Origin of the sequence: Buttiauxella noackiae ATCC 51607 (assembly GCF_001654865.1) — a bacterium.
Lineage (GTDB): Bacteria > Pseudomonadota > Gammaproteobacteria > Enterobacterales > Enterobacteriaceae > Buttiauxella > Buttiauxella noackiae.
The window spans coordinates 36,547-61,086 of sequence record NZ_LXEO01000013.1 but is presented as its reverse complement, the minus strand read 5'-3'; the positions used below and the strand labels follow the sequence as shown (position 1 = coordinate 61,086).

Below are 24,540 nucleotides of genomic sequence, written 5' to 3'. Positions count from 1 at the left end.
GCGCTTCGGCGGGTTTTTTTGTTTCTGATTTCTAAAAAACGTCGTACAAAGCATCTCACGGCGATGAATGAGAAAGGCATCCCTTTGCCTTCCCGTTAAATTTTATTCGCTCTGAATGCCTTCCAGAGAGCCTGTTTGCAACGCTTCTTTATAGTGTTTACGGCAAACTGACACATAGCGCTCGTTCCCACCAATCACAACCTGCTCTCCCTGGTTATACGGGCGACCCTCCTGGTCGAGGCGCAAAACCATGCTGGCTTTACGTCCACAAAAACAGATGGTTTTTAATTCCACGAGTTTGTCTGACCACGCTAATAAATATTGGCTTCCACCAAATAGCTCGCCCCGGAAATCAGTACGAAGCCCATAACATAATACGGGAATATCTAATTCATCTACGACGTCTGATAACGCCAACACTTGATCGCGTGTCAGGAACTGGCATTCATCAACCAGAACACAATGCACAGCATCACGCTGATGCTCCTCACGTATTTCATTGAATAATTGCGTTGAGCCATTGTAGAGCTTTGCGGGCGACGATAATCCAATACGCGAACTCACCTTTCCAGAACCAAACCGATTGTCAATTTCTGCGGTATACACCAGGGTGCGCATTCCGCGCTCTTGATAGTTGTATGACGATTGCAGTAATGCCGTAGATTTACCCGCGTTCATTGCGGAATAGTAAAAGTAAAGTTGTGCCATTGGTCAGCTAGCCTGAGTTAAAATGTAAATATTATTAACACAGGATTATATCATAAGCTGTCAGGGAGTTGCTTTCACCTTATGACTTCGGGAAGAATTCATAGATTGTTCGAGAGATATATAAACCATAGAGTGGAGCGCCTGAAATCGGCGTAGGTTTCATGTTCGCCTCGTTGCACTTAACTTACGGAGTTTTCAGTGTTTTTGCTGCTATTCCCTGAAATCCATTGAATCACTAATAATAATTATCTATTAAAAATATCCACCATTACAGGCAATAATACCAAAGGTTGATATTTCACCATTAATGCGTTTATGTCTCAATTTACTACTTCGGCAACCCCGAAACTATCAGGGTTGTTGTAGAAAAAGTGAGTTCCTCACGTTTTGTTTACCTTCGATGCAAGCCAAAATTTAAGTTAATACCCTTTTATAAATCGACAAAATATTATGGAATTTTGAATTCCTTACATTACTTCCTATTGCAGAACTTAATTTAAGCCTCTATTATTAGCCCAACAAGCCAACCATCAATATAAGTTTGAGATTACTAAAATGAGCGAAGCACTTAAAATTCTGAACAACATCCGTACTCTTCGTGCACAAGCCAGAGAATGTACCCTGGAAACGCTGGAAGAAATGCTGGAAAAATTAGAAGTTGTTGTTAACGAACGCCGTGAAGAAGATAATGCTGCTGCAGCAGAAATTGAAGAGCGTACTCGTAAACTGCAACAATATCGTGAAATGCTAATTGCTGACGGCATTGATCCTAATGAATTACTGAATAGCATGGCTGCTGTTAAAACTGCAGGCAAAGCAAAACGCGCTGCACGTCCAGCTAAATATCAGTACATCGACGAAAACGGCGAAAGCAAAACCTGGACTGGCCAGGGCCGTACTCCAGCCGTAATCAAAAAAGCAATGGAAGAGCAAGGCAAGAAACTGGAAGACTTCCTGATCGCCTAATTTTCGCTTTTAGTGCTGCTTATTAAATCCCGCTTCGGCGGGATTTTTATTTTGGGGATATGATTAGCAAATTTTTGTTGTTATAAATTGCGCTAACAAAAAAGGAAGCCAGGCTTCCTTTTTCATTTAACTGCCAACCAATCTTAACATCAGCTGACTTTATAGAATGCCTTGTACCAATCTACAAAGCGCTGTACGCCATCCTGAACCGAGGTCTGTGGTTTAAAGCCAATAACATCATACAACGCTTTCGTGTCCGCACTCGTCTCCAGAACGTCGCCAGGCTGCATTGGCATCATATTCTTCTGGGCAACCTTGCCTAAAGAGGTTTCAAGCGCAGTAATATAATCCATCAATGTAACCGGATTACTGTTCCCAATGTTATAAACTCGATAAGGTGCTGAACTTGTCGCTGGAGTTCCTTCCTCTACTGTCCACTCGGAATCAGCCTGAGGAATGACATCCTGCAAACGAACGATCGCCTCTGCAATATCATCAATATAAGTGAAGTCACGACGCATTTGCCCATGATTATAAACGTCGATACTCTTACCTTCGACAATCGCACGGGTAAATTTAAATAACGCCATGTCCGGGCGCCCCCATGGACCATAAACAGTGAAAAAGCGTAAACCGGTCGTCGGTAACCCATATAAGTGCGAGTATGTATGCGACATCAACTCGTTAGCTTTTTTGGTTGCCGCATATAATGATATTGGATGATCAACAGTGTCATCAGTTGAGAACGGAAGTTTGCGATTTAGTCCATATACCGAACTGGACGAAGCATATAACAGATGCCCCACTTTATTATGGCGACAACCCTCAAGAACATTTAAATGCCCTACAAGGTTTGAATCCGCATAAGCGTGAGGGTTATCGATGGAATAACGCACACCTGCTTGTGCAGCAAGATGAATCACACGATCAAATTTCTCTTTGGCAAATAATTCAGCCATGGCATTACGATCGGCAAGGTCAATTTCATCGAAACGGAATGAAGAATGTGGAGCGAGGAGATCAAGGCGAGCTTGCTTAAGATTGACATCATAATAGTCATTCAGGTTATCGATACCGATAACCTGGTGACCGGCTGCCAGCAGTCGTTCACTGACATGAAATCCAATAAAGCCTGCGGCGCCGGTAACCAGAAATTTCATACAACCCTCATTTATTATGCAATATTGATGGACGCTCCGCGGCCGATTGCATAATAAACAAAGCCGCGCTTGTTGAGTCTCTCAGGATCATACAGGTTACGGCCGTCAAAGATAACTGGTTGCTTTAGGGATTTCTTGATTGCATCAAAATCAGGTGCACGGAAACTTTGCCACTCTGTACAAATAACCAGAGCATCTGCATCTTGTAATGCAGCTTCTTTAGTTCCCATCAATTTCAGATCTGGACGATGTCCGTAAATGCGCTGAGCTTCGTCCATTGCTTCCGGGTCATACGCCTGCACCTGAGCACCACGTTCCCAAAGCGCTTCCATCAGGACGCGACTGGAGGCTTCACGCATATCGTCGGTATTCGGTTTGAAAGAAAGCCCCCACAGCGCGAAGGTTTTGCCTTTCAGATCTTCTCCGAAATGACGAGTAATAAACTCAGGGAGTTTTAACTTCTGGTCATGGTTGACCTCTTCTACCGCCTGCAGAATACGTGGCGTATAGCCAATCTGCTGGGCGGTGCGAATCAGAGCCTGCACGTCTTTAGGGAAGCAGGAGCCGCCATAGCCACAGCCTGGGTAGATAAAGCTGTAGCCAATGCGGGAGTCTGAACCAATACCCATACGCACTTTTTCGATATCTGCACCCAGGCGTTCTGCCAGGTTAGAGATCTCGTTCATAAAGCTGATTTTCGTCGCCAGCATACAGTTTGCCGCGTACTTGGTCAGCTCAGCACTGCGGATATCCATCAGGATCATGCGGTCGTGGTTGCGGTTGAACGGTTCGTACAGCTCACGCAGCAAATCCACAACATCATCGTTATCTGTACCGATAACAATACGCTCAGGGCGCATACAGTCAGAAACTGCCGCCCCTTCCTTCAGGAATTCAGGGTTTGAAACCACATCAAATGGGATATCCACGCCACGGGCTTTCAGCGTTTCTTCCATCACGCTGCGCACTTTGTCTGCGGTTCCGACAGGAACGGTAGATTTATCGAGCACAACTTTGTGGGATGTCATGTGCTGCGCGATAGTACGTGCAACAGCGGTGACATATTTCAGGTCAGCAGACCCGTCTTCATCCGGAGGAGTACCAACGGCAATAAACTGCATTTCACCATGGAGGACGCCCATTTCAGCATCGGTGCTGAACTGTAAACGGCCTTCTTCATAGTTTTTCTTCACCAGCGGCGTTAAGCCGGGTTCAAAAATTGGGATCACGCCGTTTTTCAGATTTTCGACTTTCTTCGCATCGACATCTATGCACATTACATCGTGACCAACTTCCGCAAGCACTGCGGCCTGCACAAGTCCAACATAGCCGATACCAAATACAGTAACTTTCATCTTTCTATCCTGCGTTGAAATGAATTACTTTTTCGCGCCAACTGTCTCTTCTAGCCAGGCTTTAAAATCTGCGCCCAAAGTGCTGTGACGGATACCGTACTCCACAAACGCCTGCATATAACCGAGTTTGTTACCACAATCATGGCTCACGCCTTTCATGTGATAGGCTTCAACAGTCTGTTTTTCCATCAACATAGCAATAGAGTCAGTCAGCTGAATTTCATCACCAGCACCTGGAGGTGTTTTGGACAGCAGCGGCCAGATGTCGGCGGTCAGAACATAACGGCCTACAACTGCAAGATTAGATGGAGCAACATCGGCTTTAGGTTTCTCAACAATACCGACCATTGGCACGCTATCGCCTTCGTTTAACTCAACACCTTTGCAGTCAACAACACCGTAAGCGGTAACATCTTCTACCGGCTCAACCATAATCTGGCTGTGGCCTGTTGTATCAAAACGTTTGATCATTTCAGCCAGGTTGTCCTGGGAAAGATCGGATTCGAACTCATCCAGGATAACGTCTGGCAGGATAACGGCTACTGGCTCGTCGCCAACGACAGGATGAGCACACAGCACGGCGTGACCCAAACCTTTAGCCAGACCCTGACGAACCTGCATGATAGTGACATGTGGAGGGCAAATAGCCTGAACTTCATCCAGCAACTGGCGCTTAACACGTTTTTCCAGCATAGCTTCAAGTTCAAAGCTGGTATCGAAGTGGTTTTCGATGGAGTTTTTCGAAGAGTGAGTCACCAGCACAATTTCAGTAATGCCTGCGGCGATACATTCATTAACCACATACTGAATTAACGGTTTATCGACTAAAGGCAGCATCTCTTTTGGAATCGCCTTGGTAGCCGGTAACATACGTGTGCCCAATCCCGCGACAGGGATTACTGCTTTTCTTACTTTAGAATTAATGGCAGCCATTGAAAAATCTCCTGGACTGTTCAAGTTTTCACTTGCACGTCAATTAAAAAAACGTCTCGAGTATATCAGCTTAAAAATGGAATCTGCGGCTGTTTACCCGTTGCGTTGATAATTTAAGACTAATACGATTTGGATAGATACGATATTACCACCAGCAATGATAGGGGAGAAAACCTAAATGATTTCAACCATCCAGATGCTCATTCCGCAGACAACATCAGCCGTAATCGCCCGCCACTTCCCCAAACCTGACACTGCCATGACTCACAGCGCTGGCTAATTTGATTGAGATAAGTATTGCCCAGTGTCCCTAAAGGCACACCATTGCTGACCTGAATTTGATGCTCACCGGTATTTAAGGTGGCATTTAGCCCAGCCGATACCAAAATGAGGGTTTTGAGCTCGCTATGATAATAACCCACCATCAGCGGAAACTGCCCGGTAAGATTGGCCTGACGTAATAATTGATTCACTTGTTTGAGTAAATTACCGAGCTCAGGTAAACGTTGGTTTTGTTTGGAGAGTTGTTCCTGCAATAGCCCATTAAATAGAGCTCTTAATAACAACGCTGCCAGCACCCCATTATCCCCTGCTCTTGTCACATCAAGACAATAAAATGCCAGGTCGTTCTCTGACAACGCCGCAATATCCAGAACAAGTCCTGGTTGATTAAGAGTAATTAACTGGCGGTAATTCACCCGGCAATGCGAAATCACCTGTTGTACTGGAGGTTGTAGTTCTTGAAGTAATGTAGATGCAGCCTGCGGGTCGCTTACCAGCGCATCCCAGTCCTGAAATAACCGCTCCTCTTCCTCAACACGCGAATTAAACATGTTGGGATAGAGGCAGGCGAAAACGGTTTCACGTAGACGATTGAGATCTTTAATGGGCTTGAGCAGGACATCCTGCACCCCAAAGCGCAGCGCTTTAGCGATATCTGACATGTTTTCCGTGGCGGAGATCACCAGTATTGGCGTCTGCACTCCTTCATTACGCAAGTGCTCTACCAGTTTCAATCCATTCATGCGTGGCATAGCCAGATCGCAAATCAGCAGATCGGGCGAAAAACTGGTCATCTTTTCCAGAGCGTCTATACCATCGACTGCAACAGCAATGACCGCACCTAAGGAAGAGAGATAATTTTCCAGTAAAGAGCGAAAAACGGGCTCATCCTCAACAATGAGAATCAGTTTTCCAACGAGTGGCTGTGTCATTTTCGCTCCCCTGACTGGCGATAGATCAATAGTGGCATGGTATGACAATCACCGCCTGTCAGAATTGCCTGAAGATGCGAGTTTTCACCATACTCAATCATGGGTACGAACCAATGGCAGTAGCTCATCCATCTTTTTCTCGACGGCCAGACTGCCCGCGCTTATCGCTTCCGCGGCACGGTGGAAATCAAGCGTAGAAATCTGGGGGCAAAAAGGTTGCAGCAAAATATCCGGTGGGTCACCCGCCATACGGTTACGCTTTAAGCGGTTTTCCAGCACCTGAATAGAGGTGGTCATGATTTCCATGGCCGTTGGCGTGGTATTGGCGCGCCGGGTAGTGATTTTTCCGAGCTGTTCGCGTAAACGACCACGCCATGAATCAGGTTGCACCTGATTTTCAGCCAGAGGAGTAGTCATATTGACGGAGAGTAAATCTTGCTGCATCAGATGCGCATCATGTTGCAGGTCGACGGCAATCACGATATCGGCCCCCAACGCACGCGTTAGCGAAACAGGCACCGGGTTAACCACTGCACCATCCACCAGCCAGTAGCCGTTATACCCGACCGGCGACAAAAGCCCCGGCATACTGCAAGATGCCCGGACAGCCTGATGCAAATCGCCATCCGTGAACCACAACTCGCGCCCGGTGCTTAAATTGGTGGCAACAGAGCCAAAACGTAATGCACAGTCCTCAATCTTCTCTTCGGTTATGATTTTGCGGACGTTGTTGAAAACTCTTTCACCACGCAACAAACCGCCACGACGCCAGGAAAGGTCCATGAGTCGCAGTACATCCCAATAGCCGAACGAACGCACCCAGCGTTCCATCATCGGTAAACGATTACTGGCATAAGCGGCACCCACCAGCGCCCCCACCGAGCAACCTGCGACGATATCAACCTGAATGCCTGCTCGCTTTAACGCATTAATGACACCAATATGCGTCCATCCTTTTGCTGCTCCCGACCCTAATGCCAGGCCGATCTTTACCTGTCTCATTCCGCCTCGGTCTATCTTCCCCGGTTTAACACCGCGTGGCGAACTCGCCACAGCTCAGTTAACATAACTACCCCGCGTATTTACGCCGACTATTTTTTTGTAACCAAGGAGATGCTGTGTCGCAACTTTGCCCTTGTGGTAGCGGTCTGGAGTATAGCTTATGTTGCCAGCCATACCTACGCGCAGACCAGCTTGCGCCAACCCCATCACAGCTAATGCGTTCACGTTATTGTGCTTACGTGATGCAAGATGCAGATTACCTCGTAGCGACCTGGCATCCGCAAACCCGTAGCCCTTCGCTGAAATCAGATATTTCAGGAAGTTTTGGCGTAACCTCGTGGTTAGGTCTGACAGTTTATGAAGCTACTGCCGGACACGATGAAAACGAAGCTTTCGTCAGTTTTGTCGCGCGTTTTGAAGAACAAGGCGAAGAAAATGCCATTATCGAGCGTTCTCGGTTCTTAAAGGAAAACGGCCAGTGGTACTATATCGATGGAACACGCCCGCAGTTTGGTCGCAATGATCCCTGCCCTTGCGGTTCTGGGAAAAAATATAAAAAGTGTTGTGGGCAATAGCGCTCCGTGGCACAAATCAGTTAGCAAACACACGTACAACAGGACTTAGCCTGCAATGCAAGCATTACAACGAAAAGTACTACGCACCATCTGCCCCGATGCAAAAGGGCTTATCGCCAAGATCACCAACATTTGTTACAAGCATGAACTGAACATTGTTCAGAACAATGAGTTTGTCGACCATCGCACCGGGCGTTTCTTTATGCGTACCGAACTCGAAGGTATTTTCAACGATACAACTCTGCTGGCAGATTTGGATGGCGCATTGCCTGAAGGTTCAGTACGTGAACTCATTCCTGCAGGACGTCGCCGCGTGGTGATTCTGGTCACTAAAGAAGCGCACTGTCTGGGTGATCTATTAATGAAAGCCAACTACGGCGGCCTGGATGTCGAAATCGCTGCCGTTATTGGTAACCATGAGACTTTGCGTACCCTGGTTGAACGTTTTGATATTCCGTTCGAACTGGTGAGCCATGAAGGGCTGACGCGTGAAGATCACGATAAGCAGATGGCTGACGCTATTGAAGCCCACAAACCTGATTATGTGGTGCTGGCTAAATATATGCGCGTGCTGACTCCGGAATTTGTTTCACGCTTCCCGAACCAGATTATCAATATCCACCACTCATTCTTGCCTGCATTTATCGGTGCACGTCCTTATCACCAGGCTTATGAGCGTGGCGTGAAGATCATCGGTGCCACTGCGCACTATGTGAATGACAATCTGGATGAAGGCCCAATCATCATGCAAGATGTTATTCACGTCGATCACACCTATACCGCAGAAGATATGATGCGCGCCGGGCGTGATGTTGAGAAAAACGTTTTGAGTCGTGCATTGTATCAAGTGTTGGCCCAGCGAGTGTTTGTATACGGGAACCGCACGATTATTCTGTAGATCAATCATGTAATTGCTTAGGTTTACGACGTTACGTGTAAAAAAACGGCAAACGATTCATTTTCTTATAGTGAATGCTTTACAGCGGCGCTTCATTTGATATGATGCGCCCCGCTTCCAGACAAAGGATGCGAGCAAGAAAGCCAACAAAATGTAATACCCCTGGCGGGGTTCCCGAGCGGCCAAAGGGAGCAGACTGTAAATCTGCCGTCATCGACTTCGAAGGTTCGAATCCTTCCCCCGCCACCATCTTCAAGCAGTAAGTACGGCCAGTAGTTTCAAACAAGCATCATACCCCTGGCGGGGTTCCCGAGCGGCCAAAGGGAGCAGACTGTAAATCTGCCGTCATCGACTTCGAAGGTTCGAATCCTTCCCCCGCCACCATCTCCTGAAGTACCCCCAAACAAATTCAAAATCGCATAATCTTTCATATTCCCGTTGGGGAAGGATGAGAAGCTTCGACCAAGGTTCGATTCGAGCGTAGCGAGAAAGCGTTGCCGCAGGCAACGACCCGAAGGGCGAGACGCAAAGCGTCGAGTCATCCTTCCCCCGCCACCATCTCCTGAAGTACCTCCAAACCAAATCCAAATCGCATCATGTTCAACCATCTTTGTTGGATGACGCTTCGCTTATCCAACCTACAAATGACAACTTCAAAACCTAACCGTAAGTCGGATAAGTGCAGCACCATCCAACATTACAGACAAAAAAATACCCGGCCGAAGCCAGGTATTTTCAAATCAGGCACACATCACTTAGCGACGAGCGCGAACAACCTGATACTTACGCGTCAAATACTCAACCGGCGCACTCCAGACGTGCACCAGACGGGTGAACGGGAATAGCAGGAACAGTGTCATACCCAACACTAAATGCACGCGGAAGATAAATGCCACACCATCCAGATGCTCAGATGCGCCGCCGTGGAAGGTCACAACCGTCTGTGCCCAGCCAACCAGCTTCATCATTTCGCTGCCGTCCATATGCTGTGCCGAGAACGGAATAGTTCCCAGGCCCAGAGCACACTGGATCACCAGCAGGCTGAGGATCAGAATATCTGCAGTTGTTGACGTCGCGCGAATACGTGGGTTGAACAAACGACGTTTCAACAGCAGACCGCCACCAATCAACGTCATCACACCACTCGCACCACCGGCAAACATCGCCATTTTCTGCTTCACTTCAAGCGGCAGGAACGACTCGTACATCCAGTGCGGCGTCAGCATCCCAAGGAAGTGACCAGCAAAAATACCCAGAATACCGATGTGGAACAGGTTTGATGCCAGGTTCATGCCTTTACGGTCGAGCATCTGACTGGAACCCGCTTTCCAGGTGTACTGGCCATAGTCATAACGCAGCCAACTACCGACCAGGAACACTGTCCCGCAAAGATACGGGTAGATGTCAAAGAAGAACACATTGAGAAATTGCATGATTACTGTCCTCCGATATTCAAATACTGCGGAGCGACAGCCCCGGCAAAACGACGCTGATGGTTGCTAATCTCAGATTCACCACAACCGGCGTCCGCCACAAATTTCACCTGTTCTTCTTCCCAAACCGCATCCAGCGCCTGCGGAGTGTCATCGCGTGCTTCATCTGCGATTTGCTTAATGACGCTTTCAACCGCAACGTCACTTTGAGACAGACCCAGCAGCACATCAAACAGTGCCGCATAGGCGCTTTCACGCTGTTTCAGACGGGCTGCCAGCAGCGCCAGAATTGGCGCCACATCCTGCAAACCACCACGCGCTTCGGCTTCATCACGCTGAGACAAATACTCGAGATACAGCGGCAGGTGGTCTGGCAGCTCACGGCTGTCGATTTCCATACCGGCTTGTTCGTACTGTCCCATCAGATTCACCATCGCCTGGCCGCGATCGCGAGATTCACCATGCACGTGTTCGAACAACAGTAAAGAGGTCGCACGGCCTCGGTCGAAAAGCTCGCTGTAGCTTGCTTGTGCATCTAACAAATCACGGCTGCACAACGTCGTAATGAAATCATTAAGCTGCGCGGCCTGCTGAAGATTCAACGCACCACCTTCTGCCAGCACGTCGCGAAGTTCCTGTTGATGCTGCCACAGGGCAGCATCCGGGTACTCGAGCAAGCGGGAAATCACCAGAAGTTCAATCATGGTTTTGGCTCCGTTTTGCTGGTCACATCAATTGCGTCAATACGTTTGCTATTGAACAGATTGAATTTGCTGTCAGAACCGTGGCAACCATCGCCGAAGCTGAAACCGCAACCATTACGCTCAGGGAAGGCATCTGCCGCGATTTCACGATGGCTGGTTGGGATCACGAAACGATCTTCATAGTTCGCAATCGCCAGGTAGCGGTACATCTCCTGCGCCTGGGCTTCAGTCAGGCCAACTTCTTCCAGCGCGCTAATATCGTGAACCCCATCAACGGTTTCGGCACGTTTATAGTGGCGCATTGCCATCATACGTTTCAGCGCACGCAGAACCGGCGCGGTGTCACCAGCGGTCAGCAGGTTCGCCAGGTATTCCACCGGAATTCGCAGGCTTTCAACGTCAGGCAGAATGCCAGTGTGCGGCAGTTCACCCGCGTCAGCCGCAGACTGAATTGGCGACAACGGTGGTACATACCAAACCATCGGCAACGTGCGGTATTCCGGGTGCAGCGGCAAAGCCAGCTTCCAGTCCATCGCCATTTTGTAAACCGGTGACTGCTGTGCGGAATCAATCACACTCTGTGGAATGCCATCTTTCAGAGCCTGTTCAATAACCGCCGGATCGTTCGGATTAAGGAAAATGCTCAGTTGGCGCTCGTAGAGATCTTTTTCGTTTTCGGTGCTTGCTGCTTCTTCAATAGCATCCGCATCGTAAAGCAGCACGCCGAGATAACGGATACGGCCTACACAGGTTTCAGAGCAAACTGTTGGCATACCGGCTTCGATACGCGGATAACAGAAAATGCACTTCTCAGATTTACCAGTTTTCCAGTTGAAGTAGATCTTTTTGTACGGGCAGCCGGTGATGCACATACGCCAGCCACGGCACTTGTCCTGGTCAATCAGAACGATTCCGTCTTCTTCACGCTTATAGATCGCGCCACTCGGGCACGTTGCCGCACACGCTGGGTTCAGGCAGTGTTCGCACAGACGCGGCAGGTAAGCCATAAACGTGTTTTCGAACTGGCCGTACATCGCTTTTTGCATGTTCAGGAAGTTCTGATCTTTGGCGCGTTTTTCAAACTCGCCGCCGAGGATCTCTTCCCAGTTCGGGCCCGCTTCGATCTTGTTCATACGCTGGCCGGTAATCAGCGAGCGTGGACGCGCGATCGGCTGGTGCTTACCTTCCGGCGCGTTGTGCAAATGCTTGTAGTCGTAATCAAACGGCTCGTAGTAATCATCGATGCCCGGCAGATGCGGGTTAGCGAAGATTTTACCCAGCAGCATGGCGCGGTTACCCATGCGCGGTTGCAGCTTGCCGTTGATTTTACGAATCCAACCGCCCTTCCATTTTTCCTGGTTTTCCCAGTCATTCGGATAACCGATACCCGGTTTGGTTTCGACGTTGTTAAACCACGCGTACTCCATCCCTTCGCGGCTGGTCCAGACGTTTTTACAGGTCACAGAACAGGTGTGACAGCCGATGCATTTATCAAGATTCAGCACCATGCCGACTTGTGAACGAATTTTCATTTTACGCTCTCCTGTTTCTGGTCATTGCCTTCGCCGTCTAACCAGTTAATGTCTTTCATCTTACGTACTACAACGAACTCATCACGGTTTGAACCTACGGTGCCGTAGTAGTTAAAGCCGTAGGCCAGTTGCGCATAACCGCCAATCATGTGCGTTGGTTTCGGGCTAATACGCGTCACCGAGTTGTGAATACCACCGCGCTGACCAGTAATTTCAGAACCCGGCAGGTTCACGATACGTTCCTGAGCGTGGTACATCATCGTCATGCCTTCAGGCACACGCTGGCTCACCACCGCACGCGCCGTCAGCGCACCGTTTTTGTTGAACACTTCAATCCAGTCGTTATCTTCGATGCCCAAATCTTTGGCGTCGATTTCACTCATCCAGACAATCGGGCCGCCGCGTGAAAGCGTCAGCATCAGCAAGTTATCGCTGTAGGTTGAGTGAATGCCCCATTTCTGGTGCGGCGTCAGGAAGTTCAACGCTTTCTCTGGGTTACCGTTAGATTTTTTACCCATCACGCCTTTTACAGATCGGGTATCAATCGGTGGACGGTATACCAGCAGGCTTTCACCAAAATCACGCATCCACTGGTGATCCTGATACAACTGCTGGCGGCCAGACAGCGTGCGCCATGGAATCAGCTCATGCACGTTGGTGTAGCAGGCGTTGTAAGAAACATGTTCATCTTCAAGGCCTGACCAGGTCGGGCTGGAGATGATTTTGCGTGGCTGGGCCTGAATATCGCGGAAGCGAATTTTCTCTTCGGCTTTCGGGCGAGCCAGATGCGTGTGATCGCGTCCGGTAAATTCGCTCAGTGCCGCCCAGGCTTTCACTGCAACATGGCCGTTAGTTTCTGGGGCCAGAGTCAGGATCATTTCGGCAGCATCGATAGCCGAGTTGATCATCGGCTGGCCTTTCGCCGGGCCGTCTGCCTTGGTGTAGTTGAGCTTACGCAACAGATCCATTTCGGTCTGGGTGTTCCAGGCAATACCTTTCCCACCGTTACCGATGGTTTCCATCAGTGGCCCAACCGAGGTGAAACGCTCGTAAGTCGCCGGGTAATCACGCTCAACCACCATCAGGTGCGGCGCGGTTTTACCAGGAATCAGGTCGCACTCGCCTTTTTTCCAGTCCATTACGCCAAACGGCTGAGCCAGTTCTGCCGCAGAATCGTGCTGAATTGGCAGTGTTACCACGTCAGTTTCTTTCCCTAAGTGGCCTACGCACACTTCGGAGAATTTCTTCGCGATGGCTTTATAGATTTCCCAGTCGCTTTTTGAATCCCATGCAGGATCAACAGCCGCAGACAACGGGTGAATAAACGGATGCATATCCGAGGTATTCATGTCGTCTTTTTCATACCAGGTAGCCGTTGGCAGCACGATATCGGAATACAGGCAGGTGCTCGACAGACGGAAGTCCAGCGTCACCACCAGATCCAGCTTGCCATCCAGGCCGTTATCTACCCACTCAACTTCTTCCGGCATTACGCCGCCTTCTTTACCCAAATCTTTACCCTGGATACCGTTTTCAGTACCGAGCAGATATTTGAGCATGTACTCATGGCCCTTACCGGAAGAGCCCAGCAGGTTTGAACGCCAGACAAACAGGTTGCGCGGATGGTTGTTGCCCGCATCAGGCTGCTCTGCCGCGAAGCGAATATCGCCACTTTTCAGCTGCTGCGCGGTGAAATCAGCTGCGCTCATGCCAGCCGCTTCCGCCTGCTTTGCAATATGCAGCGGGTTAGTGTTCAGCTGTGGTGCTGACGGCAACCAGCCCATACGTTCAGCACGTACGTTGAAGTCAATCAGGTGGCCGCTATAACGGGTTTTATCCGCCAGTGGCGAAAGCAGTTCTTCTGCCGTCAACGACTCATAACGCCATTGGCTAGAGTGGTTGTAGAAGAACGAGGTGCTGTTCATATGGCGCGGTGGGCGCTGCCAGTCCAATGCGAACGCCAGTGGTGTCCAGCCAGTTTGTGGACGCAGTTTTTCCTGGCCCACATAGTGTGCCCAGCCGCCGCCGCTCTGACCTACACAACCGCAGAAGATCAGCATATTGATCAGACCGCGGTAGTTCATGTCCATGTGGAACCAGTGGTTCATACCGGCGCCAACGATGATCATGGAGCGGCCATGGGTTTTATCTGCGTTTTCGGCAAACTCACGCGCAATGCGGATGATGTTCTGGCGAGAAACGCCGGTGATCTGCTCAGCCCACGCTGGGGTATACGCTTTCACATCGTCGTAGCTGGTGGCGCAGTTTTCGTCGCCCAGACCGCGATCCAGGCCGTAGTTGGCAAGAGTCAGGTCATAAACGGTGGTAACCAGCGCAGTAGTGCCGTCAGCCAGTTGAATACGTTTAACCGGCAGTTTGTGCATCAACACGTTATCAAGTTTAACGCTGTTGAAGTGCTCAGAACTTTCACCGCCAAAGTAAGGGAAACCGACTTCAGCGACATCGTCATGGCTGCCCAACAGGCTCAGGCGCAGTTCGGCTTCTTCGCCGCTGGTGCCATCACGCTGCTCCAGGTTCCATTTGCCCTTCTCACCCCAGCGGTAACCGATAGAGCCGTTAGGTGCCAGTGGTTCACCGGTCTGGTTATCCAGTGCAACGGTTTTCCACTGTGGGTTATTTTCCTGGCCCAGGCCATCAACCAGGTCAGATGCACGCAGCATACGGCCGGCCGCATAGAAGCCGTCGCGCTCTTCGAGCATCACCAGCATTGGCATGTCGGTATAGCGACGAACGTAATCGGTGAAGTATTGGCTTGGGTTATCAAGGTGGAACTCACGCAACATTACGTGGCCCATCGCCAGCGCCATTGCCGCATCGGTACCTTGTTTCGGAGCCAGCCACTGGTCGCACAGCTTAGCGATTTCAGCGTAATCCGGCGTTACCGCAACGGTTTTGGTGCCTTTGTAACGAACTTCAGTAAAGAAGTGCGCATCTGGCGTACGGGTCTGTGGAACGTTAGAACCCCAAGCCATGATATAGCTGGAGTTATACCAGTCTGCTGATTCCGGAACGTCAGTCTGTTCGCCCCAGGTCATTGGCGACGCAGGTGGCAGATCGCAATACCAGTCGTAGAAGCTCAGGCAAGCTCCACCAATCAGAGAAAGGTAGCGCGCACCAGAGGCGTAGGAAACCATCGACATCGCCGGGATCGGAGAGAAGCCGGCGATACGGTCAGGGCCGAAGGTTTTTGCGGTAAAGACGTTGGCCGCAGCAATCAGCTCATTCACCTCAGCCCAGCTTGAGCGCACGAAACCACCGCGTCCACGGGCTTGCTTATAGCTTTTCGCTTTTTCGGGATCGTTGATGATGGAAGCCCATGCATCAACCGGATCGTTATGCAGGGTTTTCGCTTCACGCCACAGTTTGATCAGACGCTTACGCATCAGAGGATATTTCAGGCGGTTAGCGCTGTAGAGATACCAGGAGTAGCTCGCGCCGCGTGGGCAGCCGCGTGGCTCGTGGTTTGGCATATCCGGGCGAGTACGCGGATAGTCAGTTTGCTGGGTTTCCCAGGTCACCAGGCCGCTTTTGACGTAAATCTTCCAGCTACAGGAGCCCGTACAGTTTACACCATGCGTGGAACGGACCACTTTATCGTGCTGCCAGCGCTGACGATAGCCTTCTTCCCAATCACGATTGGTATCGAGCAGTTGGCCATGTCCATTGGCAAAAGTTTCGCCCTTCTGTTTGAAGTAACGAAACCGGTCAAGAAATTTGCTCATCGGGGTTCTCCTGATGTGGAGCCTTGAGGCTCTATCTTATTGATACGACATTGCTGAATTGCGGGCACGGTAACTCGCTCATATGGCGGGATAATTGATAACGATCAACTGAGGATAAGGATGTTAAGCCCCAAAATGGCAGACATACCACCAAAGTGGCATTCGCTGAATTATATTTAAATTATTGATATTTAACGTGTTAAATAGTCTGTTTTTGTAGGCAAGGAGTAGTAAATCCACCCTGCGGGTATTAAGGGGTAAGTGCTCCTTTTAGAGCCTTGCTCCACACAAATTTGGCGTAAAAAAAAGCGCGACCGAAGCCGCGCAAGGGATAACCAAAAGGTCAAAAGGTTACTGTGCTGATTTGCGGCCATACACGGCCCAGGTAATCACCACACAAATAATGTAAAAGACGAGGAAGACTTTCATAGCGTCCGCTGGGGAGCCAGTCAGTGCCAATGAAGTCCCAAATGCTTTCGGAATAAAGAAGCCGCCAATCGCACCGATCGCTGAGATAAAGCCCAATGCAGCAGCGGTATCAGTAGCCGCTTCACGCAGCGCCTGCTCTTCGCTCCCACCCTGCGCTTTCACGCGGTCCATAGTCAATTTTCGGAAAATCACAGAGATCATCTGGAAGGTAGAACCACTTCCCAGGCCTGACGTCAGGAACAGCATCAGGAACACGCCGAAGAACGCGATGAAATTACCACCGACGCCGTTGTGTGGCAGCGTGGTAAACAGCAATGCGCTAAATACCGCCATCACGATGAAGTTATACAGTGAAACACGCGTCCCGCCCCAGCGGTCAGAAATCGCCCCACCCGCAGAACGTGCCAGCGCACCAATCAGCGGGCCGAAGAAGGCGAAATGCAGAATATTCACATCCGGGAACTGAGTTTTAGCCAGCATCGCGAAACCGGCAGAAAAGCCGATAAACGAGCCAAATGTTGCCAGGTAAAGCAGCCCCATAATCCACAGGTGAACGCGTTTTAGTACCGGCAACTGCGCTTTTAAAGACGCTTTAGATGTGGCCAAATCGTTCATGCCAAACCAGGCCGCAATGGTCAGAATCGCCAGGAACGGTACCCACACCCACGCCGCGTTTTCCAGGAACAGCATGGAGCCATCTGCTTGCTCAACGCCCGTACCACCAAATACGGCGAACATGGAAAGCGAAATCGCCAGCGGAGCAAGTAATTGCATTACGCTCACACCCAGGTTACCCAGACCACCGTTAAGACCCAGCGCCCCGCCCTGTTTTGATTTCGGGAAGAAGAAGCTGATGTTCGCCATGCTGGATGCAAAATTTGCCCCTGCAAAACCACACAGCAAAGCAATGGTGATGAACACGCTAAACGGCGTAGTTGGGTCTTGCACAGCAAAGCCTAACCACACGCATGGAATAATCAAAATCCCGGTGCTGAACGCCGTCCAGCGGCGGCCGCCGAATACCGGCACCATGAAGGCATACGGGACGCGCAGCAAGGCACCAGAAACTGACGGCAGTGCAGTCAACATAAAGAGCTGGTCGGTGGTGAAGTTAAAACCCACTTTATTCAGGTTCACCGCAACCGCACTAAACAACATCCATACGCAGAACGCTAACAGCAAGCAAGGAACGGAAATCCATAAGTTGCGACGGGCAATCGGGTGACCTTTAGTTTGCCAAAACGCAGGCTCTTCTGGACGCCATTCGGTAATAAGCGATCCCGTTTTCTGGCTATTCGCGGGAGACTGAGACATAAACACCTCATAAAGAGTGAGAGTAATGGCCGCCACATTAGGTGCTAATGGCGAATAAAAGTTGATGTGAATCAAGGGATAAGCCATCTGAATAGCGCTTAAAAAATCACCATCACTCTTTGTGGGTAAGATTAAAAAAGGAAAATTGTCTGACTTTTCACATGGCTGATAACAGGTATTTGAGGTCTTACACGACGACATGCCACCTCTGGCAATTTGTAGGTAATCCCTAAGGGGTATGGGTATACTCCAGGGTATGTCTGAGAATACCGCCCTGGCTTTCCATCGCCCCGGAGTTCACTTGTCAATATTAAAGCGCCTGCTATCCCCTCTCACTCTGTTTAACCAACTGGCATTAATTGTGCTTGTGTTGGCGTTGCTGGGTGTCGCGGGAATGAGTCTCGCAGGTTGGCTGGGGCAAGGCATTCTGGGCAATGCGCACGCTATCAATAAAGCCGGTTCTATGCGCATGCAAAGCTACCGCCTGCTGGCCGCTATCCCGCTTAGCGAAAAAGACAATGCGCTATTCGAGGAGATGGAAAAAACCGCCTGGAGCGAAGATCTGCAGGTCGCCGCGCTGCGGGATGGGCAGCAAGAAAAGCTCGCCGCACTACAAAAATATTGGCGTGAAGAGTTAGGGCCCGCGCTGCGTCAAGCGCAAAATCCCGACCAGGTTCAGCCCCACGTCGCCAGTTTCGTCTCGCGCATTGATCAACTGGTGACCATTTTTGATCACACCACTGAAGCTCGTCTGCACCGAGTTATCCAGCTACAACTGGGTATGGCGGCTGTAATGGGCTTGCTGATTATTTTTACCGTCATCTGGCTACGTAAACGGCTTTTACGTCCATGGCGGCAATTATTAGCGATGTCGCGGGCTATTGGTCACCGGGATTTTACCCATCGTGTGAATATTCCCGGTGGTAACGAAATGGCCACGCTGGGCCTTTCATTGAACAGCATGTCTTCGGAACTGGCTGGCAGCTACGCAAGTCTTGAGCAGCGCGTGCGCGAGAAAACCGCCGGGCTTGAGCAGAAAAACCAGATACTGTCGTTTCTTTATCAGGCTAACCGTCGTCTGCATTCGCAGGCGCCACTCTGCAAGCGTCTGTCTCCAGTACTTAGCGAATTACAGCATTTAACACCGCTGCGGAATATCGAGCTGCGCGTCTATGAATATGAAGACGAAGAGAATTACGAAGAATTTACCTATCAACCTGACAGCAGTTGCGAAGCCCTGGGTTGTGACCTTTGCCCACGCGGGCCGGTGTTAGAGCCTTGCGAGACCACCACTCAAAAGTGGCGTTTGACCGACAACCACATTCAATATGGCCTGGTACTTGCGCAATTACCGGTTGGCAGCAGCCTGACGCACGATCAGCAGCAGTTGATTTTAACGCTGATGGAGCAGTTGACCGCCACTCTGGCGCTTGAGCGACAGTACGAACGCCAGCAGCAACTTGTGGTGATGGAAGAGCGTTCCGCAATTGCCCGTGAACTGCACGACTCCATTGCACAATCGCTCTCCTGCCTGAAAATGCAGGTTAGCTGCCTGCAAATGCAGGGCGAGGCTTTACCTGCCGAAATGCAGACGCTACTTGGCCAGATGCGCAGCGAACTGAACACCTCATGGCGGCAATTACGGGAGTTACTGACCACCTTCCGACTGCAATTAACCGAACCAGGGCTGCGCCCGGCACTTGAAGCAAGCTGCTGCGAATTCAGTGAAAAGCTGGGCTTCCCGGTAAATCTTGATTACCAGTTGCCACCGCGCCTTGTGCCGTCACATCAGGCGATTCATTTGGTGCAAATCACCCGTGAAGCGCTTAATAACAGCCTGAAACACGCCGATGCGACCGCATGTGGAGTCAGCGTGATCTACCATGAAAACCAAATTACCTTAACCATATGGGATAACGGTCGGGGTATTCCCGACAATGGTGACCGCCGTAATCATTACGGATTAATTATTATGCGAGATCGTTCGCAAAGCCTGAAAGGTGATTGCCAGGTAGGTGCGCGCCCAGGCGGAGGCACTCAGGTTATCGTCAGCTTTATCCCCGAAATAACTACAGGAGCAGATCATGAATAACCCGGAAGCCTCGACCATTTTGTTGATCGACGATCATCCCATGCTGCGCACTGGCGTTAAGCAGCTCATCAGTATGGCCCCCGAACTAGCGGTCGTTGGTGAAGCTGGCAACGGAGAGCAAGGTGTGCAACTTGCTGAAGAACTCGACCCGGATTTAATTCTGCTGGATTTGAATATGCCGGGCATGAATGGTCTGGAAACACTCGATTGCCTGCGTGAGAAACCATTGTCAGGCCGCATCGTTGTGTTCAGCGTTTCCAATCATGAAGAAGATGTAGTGACCGCCCTGAAAAGAGGGGCTGACGGCTATCTGTTAAAAGATATGGAACCCGAAGATTTGCTCAAAGCGCTGCAACAAGCAGCAGCCGGTGAGATGGTGCTGAGCGAAGCGCTAACGCCAGTGCTGGCGGCAAGTCTACGAGCCAACCGCGCTACCTCCGATCGGGACGTAAATCTGCTGACGCCTCGCGAACGCGATATTCTCAAACATATCGCCCAGGGTTTGCCGAATAAAATGATTGCTCGCCGCCTGGATATCACCGAAAGCACGGTGAAAGTACACGTTAAGCATTTGCTGAAGAAGATGAAGTTGAAATCCCGTGTTGAAGCAGCAGTGTGGGTACATCAGGATCGTATATTTTAAGCTAGCCACGAGGACGATGGTGGATGACACGCAAGCGCTTATCCACCCTACAAAACCGAGTCAAATCGTAGATCGGATAAGCGCAAGCGTCATCCGACATCAGCGTTTATTCCCCTATTAACTCGTAACGCGGATCTTCTGCAGGGCTGATAACTAAAGGCTCCGCCAGTTTCAACGTAATCCAGTTAGATGTTACCTTCTGGCCTTTATCATCTTCGATAACTGCCGACAGACGATACTCGTTTGGTCCTTCATTGTTCCAGGCTGGCATAATCATGCTCCAGCCTCTGGTATCACGGTTATCCGCTGGTGGCGTTAGACTGAGCGCATGAGTATCGCCCTGCCAGGTCACGCTGCGAATATTGTGACTGGCGCGGATCTGGAGCTTAAGCTCCACCGTTTCACCGCTGCGTAATTCCCAGGGCGGCGTGGCTAAAAATGCCGACAACGTTTTCTTCTGGCGATATTCCACCACCGGCAGGGAATCACGTTCCACATTGTCATAACGGCTACCGCGCAGTGAACTGGTGGTCGCGACTTCCGCCGCAGAAAGTTGTTTTTCCACCGGAACGCCAAAGCGATAATTGACTTTGAAGCCAAGGTTATCTTGCGAAACGCCGCTTTCGCCCTGCTTATGCTGCGCGGTTAACGTTAGCAACGGAATTGGCGTGTAATTTAAGCCCATCGTTACCGCAACGGGGTTGCGATAACCGGTACCGCTATCGAATAAATCAACGCTTTGACCAAAATATTGCTCAAGGCTAACGCTGGTATTGATATGGCGATAAAACGGCAACCATGCCTGTGCCGTCACGTCATAGCCACGTGCCAGGCGCTGCTCCAGCGTTTCGCTGTTTCCTGATTGCCAGCCAGATAAAGGCTGATAATAGTTCGCAGACAGGCGCAAATATTCACCCCAGGCTTCAGCGCCGAATCCGGCACGCTGAAGATTATTAGCCAGTTGCTGATCATAAAAAGCGTTATAACCTAGCAACCATTGCCCCGCGACCCAACGCTGCCCGGCGCCGATATTGCCAACCGCACCGCTATCCTGCTGAGTAAAACCCACCTGGCTCCAGGTAAGATAACGGTTGTTGTCTTCCCAAGGCGTAAACAGCGAGGCGCCGCTGCCGTTCCAGTTGCCATGCTCATCCACCAGCAGATTAACGTTCGCTTTACCCCAAGGCGACAATAACGATTCGGCTTCGCTGGTAACCTTGTCTGCCAATACATCTCGTAAGCGGGCGAAAGCAAATAAACGTGCCTGTTCGCCAGTATCCAGCCCATTATCGACCATGCTGTCTTCACCAAATTTCTTCGCCATAGCGGCTATTTTGCGCGCCGCCGCGTCGGTTTCTGGTGCAATGCCCATATCGGGAAGCTGTTGGGTAGATGGAGCGAATGGGTTTTCGGCTTTCTCGATAAAGGTCTGCGGGGTACTGGCAGCCCCTCCCATGCTGAGGAGTGCTAATGGTAGGGTGACGAATGGAACAGCTTTTCTAAACATCTGGAAATTATAACATACTGTATTTCCGGATTTCAGTAACGTACAGCCTGGCTGCTGATTTCGGATAACACTCAATGTAGGATACGCACAACAGTTATGCCTGATAAGGCAAGGAGAGAAAATGCAGAAGATTGTGATTATTGCTAATGGGGCTGCTTACGGCAGCGAATCTTTGTTTAACAGCCTGCGTCTGGCGATTGCATTATGCGACCAGCAGCCTCAGCCAGAAGTGAAATTGTTTTTGATGTCTGATGCCGTGACTGCAGGATTACGCGGTCAGAAACCGGCTGAGGGATATAACATCCAACAGATGCTTGAGATCCTGACGGCGCAAAATGTGCCGGTGAAATTGTGTAAGACTTGCACCGATGGGCGTGGCATTACGGCACTGCCACTGGCTGATGGCGTGGAAATTGGTACGTTGGTGGAATTAGCGGAGTGGACACTGAGCGCTGATAAGGTTTTAACGTTCTAAAAAACGAGCTTATAACTGAGGCCAGCAACCAAATTTAATGATGACCTGACGCTAATTAACCGTATAAAAAACCGTCAGCTGAATGGTTTCAGGTGCATCTGCATTTTTGTTTAATCGTTATGGTATTTTTTGATCAAAGTCAGCATTTCTGAAGCTCGGGTCTGGTGTTATGCATAAAGTGTGATTTGTGAGCAGCATCACTGATTGCAAGGATAACCCGACGCATGGATGTCTAACTTTGATGTGATAGCGGAGTATAAAAATGTCAGTAGTGAAAGCCAGTTTGCATCTTTTCGGCGGTGACACCGTGGTGGTTCACTGTTCAAACAAAAGCCATATTCATTTGATGAGCGACACTACTTCTGCGGGTAAACCGCAGGCCGATATTTTGAGCGTGGAAGATAAGCAGTCTGCTTATTTGACGGTGCCGTACAGCGGGACGTGGAAAGTGTTGATTGATAGCCACAGTAAATCGCTTGAGCACTCAATCAGTTATGTAGCAGCATAAAAACCTCATCCCGGCCCTCTGTATGAGGGCTACTTTTTTACGGGATGAGGTTCAGGAATGGTCAGGCAAAACCGGGCTGAAACTCCCCATCCTCACCTTTAGGTTGTAACCAGTCTCTGACTTTACTCACCAGTTCATCAAGACAATCATCGTGCATACCCCGCTTTATCAGCTCTTGTTCCAGCGAGAACAAATATTGGGCGTTGGTGCCCAATGGGCCACTGGCGGCAGCAATCAGCGGCGCGATAATGTCAGCACGCGTATCAGCTTCATAGAGTGGATGACGCGGGTCCATAATAAACACCAACGCATTCACCACGCGACTATCATCCAACTCGAGTTTGCACCAGGTAGGCAAATAACATCCGGTGATCATCTCACGCTTCCACACCAGCGTCAGTTCGTCTTCAAGAATGGCTTCTGGCAAGCGGTAAGCAAGCCCGGTAGTGCGCCCGCCCTCTTTCAGGGCGAGCATGCGGCCAGGCTGGCAAGCAGTTCCACGCCCTGCAGTTAAACGCAGACAAAAGGCCCGATGCCAGCCAACAAGTGTACCTGCCGCTGACTCTTCATATTCGAATGCCGGGTTCCACATCAGAGAACCATAGCCAAAAATCCATACGGGACTGCTATCTGGACGGCAAGCGAGCGTCGCGGCGAGTGATGCCGAGCGCTGCTCAGGGGTCCACAACAGCGATTCCTCAATGGAACCAAAAGCTGTCTTACAATCTGCTTTTATTAAGAAATCACGCGTTAACACCATACACCTCCGCCACTGCAAACTTCCGTGTGACTACGTCAGATGCGCCTTCCGGGCTTTTTAGTTACTGCTTACTATTAGAGCAGTATATCTGTGAACATAAGCAATTAGCGACACGCTGGCAAGTTTGATGACGATCACAAAACAATAAAAATGTCATATTAACTTGCCATACTGAAGTGTGCGGAGATGTTTGTGGATGAGTATCAATACATTATGTAAGGTTTAAGTTTTCTTATGCCATTTATCATCATCACCTTTTTGGTAACTGTGTTTCACGGCAGCCCACGCAACTTTATGGGCGGTTTCTTCACGGCTGGCATCATCCCGCCGGTCTTCTTTATCTTTGTACTCATCCCACGCGCTGTTAAACGCCTCTTTGTAGATATCCTGGGCATGAGCGGGAAGGACATTTTGTACGCTTTCCGGGAGGTCATTTCGGCTTTTGTAAGGCATTACGTTATCCTGAATCAGGTAAATATAAAGTGTGAAACATGAGGTCCGATCCTGCCAGTTAAAATCAATAATTGAGTTTATTAAAAACATATCATTATGTTTTATATTGATTAATATGAGTAAACACCTATTTTTA

21 protein-coding genes, 2 tRNA genes and 1 other RNA gene are annotated in these 24,540 nt (G+C 49.9%); 10 read left to right on the top strand and 14 right to left on the bottom strand.

Translation table 11 applies throughout. From position 1 onward, the window contains the following. Positions 1–102: 102 nt before the first annotated feature. Positions 103–708 (bottom strand): thymidine kinase, encoded by a 606-nt coding sequence (tdk, locus tag M979_RS05255; RefSeq protein ID WP_064554002.1) that lies wholly within the window; start codon positions 706–708, stop codon positions 103–105. 555 nt (positions 709–1,263) lie between these two features. Between tdk and hns the strand changes: the two genes are divergently transcribed. Continuing rightward, the gene (hns, locus tag M979_RS05250; protein ID WP_034455843.1) at positions 1,264–1,674 is read left to right on the top strand and encodes a histone-like nucleoid-structuring protein H-NS; all 411 of its coding nucleotides are present in this window, start codon (positions 1,264–1,266) and stop codon (positions 1,672–1,674) included. Positions 1,675–1,823: 149 nt separating this feature from the next. On the opposite strand, the gene M979_RS05245 is transcribed toward hns, so the two are convergent. From M979_RS05245 to rssA, 5 genes are all read right to left on the bottom strand, one after another. Then, a complete protein-coding gene (locus tag M979_RS05245; protein ID WP_064554001.1) occupies positions 1,824–2,834 on the bottom strand; it encodes an NAD-dependent epimerase in 1,011 nt (336 codons plus the stop codon). A gap of 14 nt (positions 2,835–2,848) precedes the next feature. Next, positions 2,849–4,189, bottom strand: a complete 1,341-nt coding sequence (locus M979_RS05240; protein ID WP_034455846.1) for a UDP-glucose dehydrogenase family protein — start codon at positions 4,187–4,189, stop codon at positions 2,849–2,851. A gap of 24 nt (positions 4,190–4,213) precedes the next feature. Beyond that, positions 4,214–5,122, bottom strand: coding sequence for a UTP--glucose-1-phosphate uridylyltransferase GalU (galU, locus tag M979_RS05235; protein WP_034455847.1), 909 nt, complete (start codon positions 5,120–5,122; stop codon positions 4,214–4,216). Between the two features lie 200 nt (positions 5,123–5,322). Further along, positions 5,323–6,336: a two-component system response regulator RssB gene (rssB, locus tag M979_RS05230; protein ID WP_064554000.1), complete on the bottom strand. Its 1,014-nt coding sequence runs from the start codon at positions 6,334–6,336 to the stop codon at positions 5,323–5,325. 93 nt (positions 6,337–6,429) lie between these two features. Beyond that, entirely contained in the window at positions 6,430–7,338 is a 909-nt protein-coding gene (gene rssA / locus M979_RS05225; RefSeq protein WP_064553999.1) for a patatin-like phospholipase RssA, read from the bottom strand. Between the two features lie 116 nt (positions 7,339–7,454). Between rssA and M979_RS05220 the strand changes: the two genes are divergently transcribed. From M979_RS05220 to M979_RS05200, 5 genes are all read left to right on the top strand, one after another. Further along, positions 7,455–7,913, top strand: coding sequence for a YchJ family protein (locus M979_RS05220; RefSeq protein WP_064553998.1), 459 nt, complete (start codon positions 7,455–7,457; stop codon positions 7,911–7,913). Between the two features lie 55 nt (positions 7,914–7,968). Next, positions 7,969–8,811, top strand: a complete 843-nt coding sequence (gene purU, locus M979_RS05215; RefSeq protein ID WP_034455854.1) for a formyltetrahydrofolate deformylase — start codon at positions 7,969–7,971, stop codon at positions 8,809–8,811. Between the two features lie 164 nt (positions 8,812–8,975). Further along, a tRNA-Tyr gene (locus tag M979_RS05210) sits at positions 8,976–9,060 on the top strand. Between the two features lie 50 nt (positions 9,061–9,110). Then, positions 9,111–9,195, top strand: a tRNA-Tyr gene (locus M979_RS05205). A gap of 43 nt (positions 9,196–9,238) precedes the next feature. Next, a non-coding RNA gene (locus M979_RS05200) (RtT sRNA) lies at positions 9,239–9,369 on the top strand. Positions 9,370–9,566: 197 nt separating this feature from the next. On the opposite strand, the gene narI is transcribed toward M979_RS05200, so the two are convergent. From narI to M979_RS05175, 5 genes are all read right to left on the bottom strand, one after another. Then, positions 9,567–10,244, bottom strand: a complete 678-nt coding sequence (narI, locus tag M979_RS05195; RefSeq protein WP_034455855.1) for a respiratory nitrate reductase subunit gamma — start codon at positions 10,242–10,244, stop codon at positions 9,567–9,569. Positions 10,245–10,246: 2 nt separating this feature from the next. Further along, positions 10,247–10,948 carry a nitrate reductase molybdenum cofactor assembly chaperone gene (narJ, locus tag M979_RS05190; protein ID WP_064553997.1) on the bottom strand — a complete coding sequence of 234 codons (702 nt, stop codon included), beginning with the start codon at positions 10,946–10,948 and terminating at the stop codon, positions 10,247–10,249. Beyond that, positions 10,945–12,480, bottom strand: coding sequence for a nitrate reductase subunit beta (gene narH, locus M979_RS05185; protein WP_064553996.1), 1,536 nt, complete (start codon positions 12,478–12,480; stop codon positions 10,945–10,947). Before narH ends, narJ begins: the two co-directional genes overlap by 4 nt. Further along, positions 12,477–16,223 (bottom strand): nitrate reductase subunit alpha, encoded by a 3,747-nt coding sequence (locus M979_RS05180; protein ID WP_064553995.1) that lies wholly within the window; start codon positions 16,221–16,223, stop codon positions 12,477–12,479. The genes narH and M979_RS05180 overlap by 4 nt, the downstream gene beginning before the upstream one ends. 351 nt (positions 16,224–16,574) lie before the next feature. Further along, on the bottom strand, positions 16,575–17,966 hold the full coding sequence (locus M979_RS05175) for a NarK family nitrate/nitrite MFS transporter (protein ID WP_064554008.1): 1,392 nt from the start codon (positions 17,964–17,966) through the stop codon (positions 16,575–16,577). Between the two features lie 307 nt (positions 17,967–18,273). On the opposite strand from M979_RS05175, the gene narX reads away from it, so the two are divergent. Together narX and narL are read left to right on the top strand one after the other, a co-directional pair. Further along, positions 18,274–20,058 carry a nitrate/nitrite two-component system sensor histidine kinase NarX gene (narX, locus tag M979_RS05170; RefSeq protein WP_064554007.1) on the top strand — a complete coding sequence of 595 codons (1,785 nt, stop codon included), beginning with the start codon at positions 18,274–18,276 and terminating at the stop codon, positions 20,056–20,058. Further along, positions 20,051–20,701 carry a two-component system response regulator NarL gene (gene narL / locus M979_RS05165; RefSeq protein WP_034455863.1) on the top strand — a complete coding sequence of 217 codons (651 nt, stop codon included), beginning with the start codon at positions 20,051–20,053 and terminating at the stop codon, positions 20,699–20,701. The genes narX and narL overlap by 8 nt, the downstream gene beginning before the upstream one ends. Positions 20,702–20,807: 106 nt before the next feature. Here the strand turns inward: narL and M979_RS05160 are convergent, their stop codons facing one another. Next, positions 20,808–22,208 (bottom strand): YchO/YchP family invasin, encoded by a 1,401-nt coding sequence (locus M979_RS05160; protein WP_064553994.1) that lies wholly within the window; start codon positions 22,206–22,208, stop codon positions 20,808–20,810. 121 nt (positions 22,209–22,329) lie between these two features. Here M979_RS05160 and M979_RS05155 point away from each other — a divergent pair, with 121 nt between their 5' ends. Both M979_RS05155 and M979_RS05150 read left to right on the top strand, forming a co-directional pair. Beyond that, positions 22,330–22,683 (top strand): DsrE/DsrF/TusD sulfur relay family protein, encoded by a 354-nt coding sequence (locus M979_RS05155; RefSeq protein ID WP_034455866.1) that lies wholly within the window; start codon positions 22,330–22,332, stop codon positions 22,681–22,683. Positions 22,684–22,945: 262 nt separating this feature from the next. Beyond that, on the top strand, positions 22,946–23,191 hold the full coding sequence (locus M979_RS05150) for a DUF1883 domain-containing protein (RefSeq protein WP_064553993.1): 246 nt from the start codon (positions 22,946–22,948) through the stop codon (positions 23,189–23,191). Between the two features lie 61 nt (positions 23,192–23,252). On the opposite strand, the gene M979_RS05145 is transcribed toward M979_RS05150, so the two are convergent. Continuing rightward, on the bottom strand, positions 23,253–23,948 hold the full coding sequence (locus M979_RS05145) for a gamma-glutamylcyclotransferase (RefSeq protein ID WP_064554006.1): 696 nt from the start codon (positions 23,946–23,948) through the stop codon (positions 23,253–23,255). A 225-nt stretch (positions 23,949–24,173) separates the two neighbouring features. Beyond that, entirely contained in the window at positions 24,174–24,404 is a 231-nt protein-coding gene (gene chaB / locus M979_RS05140) for a putative cation transport regulator ChaB (RefSeq protein WP_034455868.1), read from the bottom strand. Positions 24,405–24,540 lie beyond the last annotated feature (136 nt).

Excerpts from the sequence above, each read along its gene's own strand:
- tdk (WP_064554002.1), bottom strand. The coding sequence starts at position 708 with ATGGCACAACTTTACTTTTACTATTCCGCAATGAACGCGGGTAAATCT.
- hns (WP_034455843.1), top strand. The coding sequence starts at position 1,264 with ATGAGCGAAGCACTTAAAATTCTGAACAACATCCGTACTCTTCGTGCA.
- M979_RS05245 (WP_064554001.1), bottom strand. The coding sequence starts at position 2,834 with ATGAAATTTCTGGTTACCGGCGCCGCAGGCTTTATTGGATTTCATGTC.
- M979_RS05240 (WP_034455846.1), bottom strand. The coding sequence starts at position 4,189 with ATGAAAGTTACTGTATTTGGTATCGGCTATGTTGGACTTGTGCAGGCC.
- galU (WP_034455847.1), bottom strand. The coding sequence starts at position 5,122 with ATGGCTGCCATTAATTCTAAAGTAAGAAAAGCAGTAATCCCTGTCGCG.
- rssB (WP_064554000.1), bottom strand. The coding sequence starts at position 6,336 with ATGACACAGCCACTCGTTGGAAAACTGATTCTCATTGTTGAGGATGAG.
- rssA (WP_064553999.1), bottom strand. The coding sequence starts at position 7,338 with ATGAGACAGGTAAAGATCGGCCTGGCATTAGGGTCGGGAGCAGCAAAA.
- purU (WP_034455854.1), top strand. The coding sequence starts at position 7,969 with ATGCAAGCATTACAACGAAAAGTACTACGCACCATCTGCCCCGATGCA.
- narI (WP_034455855.1), bottom strand. The coding sequence starts at position 10,244 with ATGCAATTTCTCAATGTGTTCTTCTTTGACATCTACCCGTATCTTTGC.
- narJ (WP_064553997.1), bottom strand. The coding sequence starts at position 10,948 with ATGATTGAACTTCTGGTGATTTCCCGCTTGCTCGAGTACCCGGATGCT.
- narH (WP_064553996.1), bottom strand. The coding sequence starts at position 12,480 with ATGAAAATTCGTTCACAAGTCGGCATGGTGCTGAATCTTGATAAATGC.
- M979_RS05180 (WP_064553995.1), bottom strand. The coding sequence starts at position 16,223 with ATGAGCAAATTTCTTGACCGGTTTCGTTACTTCAAACAGAAGGGCGAA.
- M979_RS05175 (WP_064554008.1), bottom strand. The coding sequence starts at position 17,966 with ATGTCTCAGTCTCCCGCGAATAGCCAGAAAACGGGATCGCTTATTACC.
- narL (WP_034455863.1), top strand. The coding sequence starts at position 20,051 with ATGAATAACCCGGAAGCCTCGACCATTTTGTTGATCGACGATCATCCC.
- M979_RS05160 (WP_064553994.1), bottom strand. The coding sequence starts at position 22,208 with ATGTTTAGAAAAGCTGTTCCATTCGTCACCCTACCATTAGCACTCCTC.
- M979_RS05155 (WP_034455866.1), top strand. The coding sequence starts at position 22,330 with ATGCAGAAGATTGTGATTATTGCTAATGGGGCTGCTTACGGCAGCGAA.
- M979_RS05150 (WP_064553993.1), top strand. The coding sequence starts at position 22,946 with ATGTCAGTAGTGAAAGCCAGTTTGCATCTTTTCGGCGGTGACACCGTG.
- chaB (WP_034455868.1), bottom strand. The coding sequence starts at position 24,404 with ATGCCTTACAAAAGCCGAAATGACCTCCCGGAAAGCGTACAAAATGTC.